Annotated in this window: 9 protein-coding genes; 3 read left to right on the top strand and 6 right to left on the bottom strand. The window is 45.6% G+C overall.

All coding sequences use genetic code 11. The features are described 5' to 3' along the window. Nucleotides 1-246 (bottom strand): hypothetical protein (locus tag PX481_RS19000; protein ID WP_288095452.1); only part of this gene is annotated, 246 nt, incomplete at its 3' end. 389 nt (nucleotides 247-635) lie between these two features. On the opposite strand from PX481_RS19000, the gene PX481_RS18995 reads away from it, so the two are divergent. The 3 genes from PX481_RS18995 (at nucleotide 636) to PX481_RS18985 (ending at nucleotide 3,506) form a co-directional block, all read left to right on the top strand. Then, nucleotides 636-1,139, top strand: a complete 504-nt coding sequence (locus tag PX481_RS18995; RefSeq protein ID WP_002758944.1) for a hypothetical protein — start codon at nucleotides 636-638, stop codon at nucleotides 1,137-1,139. Nucleotides 1,140-1,643: 504 nt separating this feature from the next. Further along, nucleotides 1,644-2,858, top strand: coding sequence for a hypothetical protein (locus PX481_RS18990; protein ID WP_002758943.1), 1,215 nt, complete (start codon nucleotides 1,644-1,646; stop codon nucleotides 2,856-2,858). Nucleotides 2,859-2,906: 48 nt separating this feature from the next. Continuing rightward, entirely contained in the window at nucleotides 2,907-3,506 is a 600-nt protein-coding gene (locus PX481_RS18985; protein WP_002758941.1) for a hypothetical protein, read from the top strand. On the opposite strand, the gene PX481_RS18980 is transcribed toward PX481_RS18985, so the two are convergent. From PX481_RS18980 to PX481_RS18960, 5 genes are all read right to left on the bottom strand, one after another. Next, the gene (locus tag PX481_RS18980; RefSeq protein ID WP_288095450.1) at nucleotides 3,474-3,605 is read right to left on the bottom strand and encodes a hypothetical protein; all 132 of its coding nucleotides are present in this window, start codon (nucleotides 3,603-3,605) and stop codon (nucleotides 3,474-3,476) included. The genes PX481_RS18985 and PX481_RS18980 overlap by 33 nt on opposite strands. An 11-nt stretch (nucleotides 3,606-3,616) precedes the next feature. Continuing rightward, nucleotides 3,617-4,822, bottom strand: a complete 1,206-nt coding sequence (locus tag PX481_RS18975; RefSeq protein ID WP_288095448.1) for a tetratricopeptide repeat-containing S1 family peptidase — start codon at nucleotides 4,820-4,822, stop codon at nucleotides 3,617-3,619. A 29-nt stretch (nucleotides 4,823-4,851) separates the two neighbouring features. Beyond that, nucleotides 4,852-5,757, bottom strand: a complete 906-nt coding sequence (locus tag PX481_RS18970; protein WP_288095447.1) for a S1 family peptidase — start codon at nucleotides 5,755-5,757, stop codon at nucleotides 4,852-4,854. Between the two features lie 106 nt (nucleotides 5,758-5,863). Next, nucleotides 5,864-6,487 carry a COP23 domain-containing protein gene (locus tag PX481_RS18965; protein WP_149107194.1) on the bottom strand — a complete coding sequence of 208 codons (624 nt, stop codon included), beginning with the start codon at nucleotides 6,485-6,487 and terminating at the stop codon, nucleotides 5,864-5,866. A 160-nt stretch (nucleotides 6,488-6,647) separates the two neighbouring features. Further along, a complete protein-coding gene (locus PX481_RS18960; RefSeq protein WP_002774283.1) occupies nucleotides 6,648-7,736 on the bottom strand; it encodes an isocitrate/isopropylmalate family dehydrogenase in 1,089 nt (362 codons plus the stop codon). Nucleotides 7,737-8,058: the final 322 nt, after the last annotated feature.

Raw genomic sequence — 8,058 nt, 5'->3', positions numbered from 1 at the left:
TTCGATGGGAACGAATTCAATATGATTGAGGAGGGTAGTAACGAAAGCAAAGAGTAAAAAAGGCAAAGAGAGGACGACGACTAACCCCACGGTAGCGAGGGCGAAAATTTGTCTAGTGCTACTCCAAAGAGCTAGAGTGGAAGCCAGAGTAAGAAAAATAACGATTAACCAGACGATTATTTGTCCGTAAATATCTCCGAAGGTGAGGGTGCAAACCATGCGATAGTTACGAAAATCCTTATCCATAACAGTAAACCCGTAGATAGTCAGTTATTGTTTTAGGGTAAGTCTAGAATCGTTAGCTTGGTCAATATTTAAAGGTTTTTATAAACACTTGTTGATAAATCTTTACAATTCCGCCCCGAGCGGGTAGCCAAATCTAGAGATAAGTAGGGAGGCACAATTATTTGTAGGATGGGTTAGCGGTAGCGTAACCCATCGGGGCGTTGGGTTTCATGCTTCAACCCAACCTACGTTCATCTTATATTTAATTCCACCCACCTACTTAAGAGCGGTATTGTTTGGTTGCTCTCCTCAGAATTGATAAGAATTGCTAAGAATTACCAAAAAACTGGCCATAATTTTGGCGAACGCTCTTTACAATTAAATTATAAAGGCAAGGAGGAGCAAGCCTAATGAAAACTTTTGTTGAGCGTTATTGGTCTTGGTTTAATTGGACAACCTTAGCGATGGTTGTTCTCGGTTTCTGGTTAAGTGCCAGTTTCGTCATCGATTTAATCATTCTCCCCAGCTTATCCGTAGCTGGCATGATGACACAAAATGGCTTTGCCAGTGCTGGTTACTTGCTATTTGGCATTTTTAACCATCTGGAATTAGTTTGTGCGGCGATTGTGCTGTGTAGCTTTGTTGTCTTCCACCGCTATCATACCTTAATCCATCTCCCCGAACATCGATCGCTTCTATTCGCTGGTGTTCTCTTAGTAATCACCCTAATTTACACCTATTTTCTCACTCCCAATCTGAGTGCTATGGGTTTACTGGCTCCCGTTGCCGCGTCGGGAATGTCGGGAGAAATGATGTCTTTGCAGATTGGTTACTGGTGTCTAGAAGTGGTTAAAGGTTTGATAGCTTTTACCCTGTTGCGCTGGTGTTGGCGAGATGCCTTTAAGTTGGCTTAGTTTTTGATTACAAGCGGGGTTCAACCCGCTTTTTTTAGTTCTAGCAATATAATCCGCCTATTTGATTCGTGAACAGAGACGCAGCACAACCATCGAAGCCAAGAATAGAGGTGGTAAATTTTTTACACTTCATTTAGGCGCACTAGGGGATTCCATGATTGATAACGAACAGGTTTAATAACTTGCTAAGTGGGTGGGTGGAATTAAATATAAGATGAACGTAGATTGGGCTTCGGCCGTGAGCTCAGCCGAACGGTGGAAGCATGAAACCCAACGCCCTATCATACAAAGTCGAGGAGAGCCGGGGGATTCCATGATTGATAAGTAGTCGTGCAAAATAAATTTCTTAGTGAAGAAAGGCAAGAGGCAAGAGGCAAAGGGGGGGTTAGATATGTGTAATTAATTTTGCCTAGGTACTTAACGGACAACTTTGATGACTTGCTATCTAAGCATAAATCAGTTACAATTTTTGCAAATTAACTTCGTCTGTGAGGAAAGCTGGAAGTGTTGTTAAAAAAAGCCAAAAGAAACAGCCAAATGAGACAGATATTTTCTGGGGGAATTTTCATTGCCTCCTGTTTGGGGACGGCCATACTTTGCGATGGGGTGAAGGCCCTTCCTTCCCCCTTAGACATTGACGCTGCTTCTATTCGGGTATCCCAGGAAAAAATTATCATTAATTCCCCCGTAGAATTAGAGAGGACAGAAAGAGTTCTGACAACCAATTCCTTCTCGACAACAGAGGGATTAGCCGATAGTAATCTGCCCTCATCCTTAGAAAATAAACTAGGGAAATCTTCCCTCGATACTTTAGCAACAGAAAAGACCAGGACAATTTCAACCCTAGAAGAATGGAAGGCGAATCTAGGGACAACGCAAGCGAGTCAGCTTTTACCAGTAGGAGTTAATAACTCGCCAGAAGTCGAAAAATGGCAAGCACAGGCATCTACCCCCGTTGATCCCAATATTTCCCCCGAATTGCAGCGTTTACGTCAAGATTTCCTGATTGAGGAACCGCGAACCCTTTCTGTGAAACTGGCGGAATTTGTGGTTGCCCCTAGTGCCAGTATTTCTACTCCCATCGGTTTTGGAGCGAATTTTGGGCAGATTTTCGGTGGTTTCGGTTTCCAGTCGAGAACCCGTTTTACCAATCAAGCAGATGGTGGGTTAGCCCTAGGGGTCGGTTTAGGAGAACCCCAGAAAATTGTCGGTTTGGATGTAACTCTGGCGATTTTGAGCCTTTTTGGTGATAACGCCGGACGGGGTAGTTTTAGCTTTAAAATTCACCGTTCTCTGCCAGAAGGTTTTGCTGTGGCCCTAGGATTTGAAAACGCCATTCGCTGGGGTGAGACAGATGCCGGTAGCAGTATCTACGGGGTGGTGAGCAAATTTTTTCAGTTCACAGAAACAACGGAAGAACCCTTTAGTCAATTGACGCTCTCTTTGGGTGTTGGTGGTGGTCGTTTTCGCTCGGAAGGAGCCATCGAAGATGGGGTAAACTCGCTGGGTGTCTTTGCTAGTGCTGGTTTACGAATTGTTGAACCAGTCTCGGCCATTGTCGAATGGTCGGGTCAAGATTTAAACGCAGGTATTTCTCTGATTCCTTTCCCGAAAGTCCCCTTGACGGTTAACCTTGCCGGTGCTGATTTAACGGGCAATGCCGGGGACGGCGCTCGCTTCGTCATGAGTATCGGCTACAATTACTTTTTCCCCCGTTAGTCGGTTTTTAGATTGTCTAATTTAGTTTTTTGAATGAGGATAAAGACCATGTTGATGAAATGGTTGACTAATTGGCAAGTTTCCCTAGTGGCGGCGGTTTTGCTGACCAATGCCCTAGTCTCTCCCGGTATGGCGCAAACCGGCAACCAGTCCGATGCCACTGGGCCAATTCTTTCCACTGGGGATTTTGCTGGTCAAACTTTCCCCACCACCACGACGGTAACGGGATTTCAGGGGGGAGAACCGGCTCAAATCGCTGTTAATCAGGCGGCGGCTTCTCTGAATATTCAGTTAGCTGATAATAATTTAACCTCCCCCACAGGTATCCCGATTCCCCCAGCCATTCAGCAATTGCTACTGAGCATCTTAACAGGGGATGCACAGGCGGGTAATAATATCAATGCTGTCACCGCCGCTCTTTACTCAGCCCCCGGCGCACCGCCATTAAATGTTATTCAAGACTTATTGGCCAGCTTAGAGAAACTGACCAGGGATGACAAGGTAGTGCCAGCTAAATTGCTGGCGGCGGTGCTGGCCTATAATGCGATGATTTTAGCCAGTAACGAAGAGTTTCTCCGCAATCCCCCCGCAGAACTACGAGCAATTCAAGCATCCTTAGCTAAATTGGTCCAACCGACTATTAGCTAACCGCGTTTTCCCTACTGACTTGAAAGAGGGTGTGGGGTGTGGGGTGTGGGGTGTAGGGAAGGAAACCTCTTTCATCTGTGGGGGTGAAAATTTTTTCATCGGGACTGACTTCACCATAGTCTCCTTGGATTAGAGGGCTGTGGTGAAGGCTCCACGGTGGGCGCGGTGGTTGGCTGTGAGGGAGTTACAGGAGGGGTATTTCTTCCCCCTAAAGATTCTTGGAGCTTGTCGCGCAGTTTTTTGGCGGTATCGGAGTTAGGATTAATTTTGAGAGCTTGTTCGTAGGCGGCCAGCGCCTCTTGGGGGCGTTTCCAGTAGGTCAAGACCAGACCTTTCCCGTACCAAGCTTGATAGAGTTGAGCATCGAGTTGCAAGGCTTTTTCATAGGCGGCATAGGCGAGGGCTAATTGTCCTAACCGCCACATTTTATTGCCTTGATTAAGCCAGTTTAGGGGATTAGTATCGTTATTATTGGGAACTTCAAAAGCCCTGTATAATTCATCACCAATTTCTTGCAAAGATAAGGTATTGGGGGGCGAATTTTCGACATTTATCTGCCCTTGAATGCCAGACTGGGGTGCTAATTTCAAAAAAGTAGTGATGGGAATAGCGAGACTAAAGCCAATTGGCACGGGAACCTTTTCGATTTTTTCGGCTTCATTTTGTCCGTGAACCGCGATGACTCGTCCATTTATATCTAACACTGGACCGCCACTCATGCCCCCATAGGTGACACTGGTATAAACTATCTCATACCCCAACTCCGGAGGAAATATTTTCAGCAAGGGTGTAATGTCCTTGGGTAGCACTTTCCCCAGATTGAACAATCGTTTCCGCTTGCCGATAAATTTCGGGTCGGGCCATCCAGAAGCAAAAATAAATTGTTCGTCAGCTACTTGATAGTTACCCAAGGTCGCCAATTGATAATTTTGGTCGCTCTGAAACTGCACGAGAGCTAGATCTACTCCTGGTAATTTTTTGATGCTATTGTAATCGAGCGGATATTGCTTGCCATCCCAGGTAATAATTTTTAGTTGATCGTAATAGAACTTGCAGGCATCTCTAGCATCTTTACAGATTACATGACTAGCAGTAAGAACAGTATAAACTCTTCCTTCTTTGGCAATAATCGATCCGGAGCCATTAGAAGTAATTTTCCCATTCGCCCCCTCTTCTTCTGAGGGGATTAAAACGGTAATCTTTTCAGCAATTTTTTCTATCTCCTCAGTTGTTGATGCCTTAGCAATCTGAGGAGAAACCACAAACACCGCTATACTAACTAGGGCGGCGGAAATTTTCAAGAAATTGTTGCTCATTCTGGTTTAAAAATACAGTTGAGTGGAATTTACCAGAGTGGTGTGGGAGCGGGATTCTTTTCTCTTGGGGTTGACGAGGATGGAGAAGGAAAATCTTCCCAGAAAGTGGGTTCTCTATGGGTGGGAAGCGGTGGGGGTGACACTGCGGGCCGTTGCCGACTGGAAGCAGATACAGAAGATGACCCCGATTGTAAAAAAGTCCCAATAGGAATCGCCCAACTTAATCGACTCATTTGTTCCCACAGTGCCGGTGAAGTCACCGTTCCATCAGCAAAAACGTAGGATTTACCCCAGAGGGGATAAGCATGAATGCCGTTAATACCAATAACTTTACCTTGCCGATTCAGCAGCGGTCCGCCACTCATGCCATTTTTAATCTTATTGGTATAGCCGATTTGGTAGCCCCCCGAAAAGGATTTATCACTCAAAAGCGACACTTTACCAACGGTGAAGGTAAAATCAAAGGGATAGCCGGCGGCGAAAACTTCATCTCCGATAGTGAGATCATCGACATTAGCCAAATCAGCAATAGAATAAACTTGGCTACTGCGAAAAGAAATTAAGCCTAAATCATAATTATTCAAGCGAATTGTTCTGACCAACTGACCCCGATGTATCTTGCCGTCAGGGGTTTGTATTTGCCAACCCCGAGAGCGATCCCGCCCTAAAACATGGTCATTCGTGAGAACTTTGTAGGAAGCACCCTGCTTTTCAACTAAAATGCCCGAACCCCAGCCTTGCTCTGATAACACCTTAACGGTAATTGCTCTAGCTAACTGAAGCAGCTGTTGTTGTGAAAGTTGTTGAGAGCTATAGGCATTGGCCTGGTTAGGTTCCAGAGCAGGAGCATAGCTTTGGACAGCAAGCAAAGGTGTGGACAGTCCCAATAATAAACTGCCCGCACCAGCCAAAATTCTTTTTATAGGCCGACTCACTTGATCACTATGCTCCTATCTATAGAACTATAAAAGTTTACCAAACAGCGGGCGTTGGGTTTCCTTGCGTCAACCCAACCTACCTTATCTATAGAACTAGAAAAGTTTACCAAGCAGAACCGCCTGATGGTTTTTGGGGCGACTGTTCGGGGGAAGTCCCCGGCGCCGGAGAAGAGGACGAACCCGTAGCGGGATTTGTTTCCACGGGAACGCTTTCTAGGAATTTGCTGAAATCGATAGTGGCAGAATCCGATGAGCTTTCAAACAAAGGACTGCTGCTGGCTCCTTGCCGGAGGCCAAATAACTGCGCAAGTTTTTGCCTCGCATCATCTCCTCTCTTGAGGGTAAATAATAGGTTAGCACTATTAGCCCGTTCTCGCCCACTACTGGAGACATAGATGACTGGTTCACCATTCAGATAGCCCGTGTTAATATTACCAATTCCGCCTGGTCGAGAGTTCAGGCTATTGAATCTTCCAGTTACTTCTTCACACCGTCGCATGGGAGTGTAACCGGAACCACTAAAATAATCAGAAGACCAACGAATCACCGCTCTGTATTCATTAGGGCCGGATTGGACAAAAGTTGTCGGAATTCCTATATAGGGACCCGTCACTGGCACAAGACACTCGAATCTGGTTTGAGCTTGGCTCGGTGATTGTAAGGTCAAGGCAGCTCCTACACCAATCAGAGCAATAGTCAGAGTTTTTGTCAAAGTTTGTAGTTTCATTGTTCTTATCCTAATCCTGTAAAGGGACTCCATTGTACACTTCAAAGGTAGCTTTTATTTTTCCGCAAAACAAACAAAAGCAAGGCCTTTGCAACAATTCTTATTTTTTGGGATTACCCTTTCTTCAAACTCCTTTAAGAGAGCAATCAGATGAGTTCGTTTACCCCAAAGCAGACCAAACTTCTAACTTACTGACCACGCGACGAATCACCTCATCGGTAAACTCACTCATGGTCATTTGGCCCCCTAAATCGGGGGTTTTTTTGCCCTCGTGAATAGTTTCAAAGACACTTTCATAAATTGCCCTGGAAGCTTTACGCGCCTCGCTAGTTTCGATATAACCTAACAAAGCTGCCGAGGCTAAAATCATCGCCATGGGATTAGCGATATTTTTGCCCTCTAAAGCTGGGGCCGTGCCGTGGGGAGCTTCTGCCATAATGGTTTTAACCGCTAAGGTCTCCTCATCAAATCCCAAAACTAAACTTTCGGCCCCGGCAATACTGCCATAGAGTTGCAAGACAAAATCAGATAATAAATCGCCATCGCGATTAAGTGCTGGAATCACCAAAGCTTCGCCGTCGGTTTGTAAAAGTAGGGCAAAAGTTGCATCAATTAACAGGGGTTGATAACGCACTTCCGGATGTCTTTGGGCCGCCGCGTCTAATTCCTCTTTAAACATCCCTTCGTAGGTGGCACTAACGGTGAATTTTGGGCCACCAAATACCCGCGCCCCGGTTTTTTTGGCCTGTTGAAAGGTAAACTCGGCCACAGCGCGACTGGTAGCCCTAGAAATGCGCGAGGTGCGATAGGCAATTTCATCGCCGGTGGCAGTGGTTTCTCGCCATTCTTTGGCCCCGTAGGCATCGTCAACGGCCATGCGGACAATGGCAATGGGAGAATAAACGCCCCCAATCGGACGAATACCGGGGATACGGCGACCGATGCGGAGAATTACCTGAGAATTCATTGCTTCTCTTAAAATAGCGTTAGGACTGCCCACATCTCCTTTAATTTCTGGGGTGATGGTGGCAGCTTTGAGAGCTAATCCGGTTTTTAGAGTCGCTTCGGCGGCCTCGTGAACCACTTGATTGTTACTCTGGCGACGCTGGGCTAAACTAAGATCAAAATCGGCAAAGTTAAGCGGTTGACGAATTATCGAGGGTTGCAATACTCTCAGGGCTTCTAGTAATAGTTCTTCTCCAGTTTGGTCGCCGTGCATGACCACAATAGTGGGGATATTTTCAGTCATAATTTTTGAGTTTTAATAAAAATTTTCAAGTATATCTTAATGCTTAATTGACCGTTTAATCGGCTAAAAAAGATACTTTTTACCTTAATTAATTCTGTAATTTTATCAATCTTGCAGAAAAAGATATATAATACCAAATCTGGTTATTAAAAACCGATTATTTATTCTCCCTTTTGCCTTTTGCCCCCCTTGATAAGGGGGGTTTGATCCCCCCTGCCCCCCTTGATAAGGGGGGATCCCCCCTTAATCCCCCCTTTGATAAGGGGGGTGCCGATAGGCGGGGGGATCTACCCTTAATAAGGGGGGTATCTGAAAGTTTTTA

Source organism: Microcystis sp. M53603_WE2 (genome assembly GCF_030065435.1).
The sequence above is the reverse complement of the archived record's forward strand: the minus strand, read 5'-3'. Positions and strand labels throughout refer to the sequence as shown.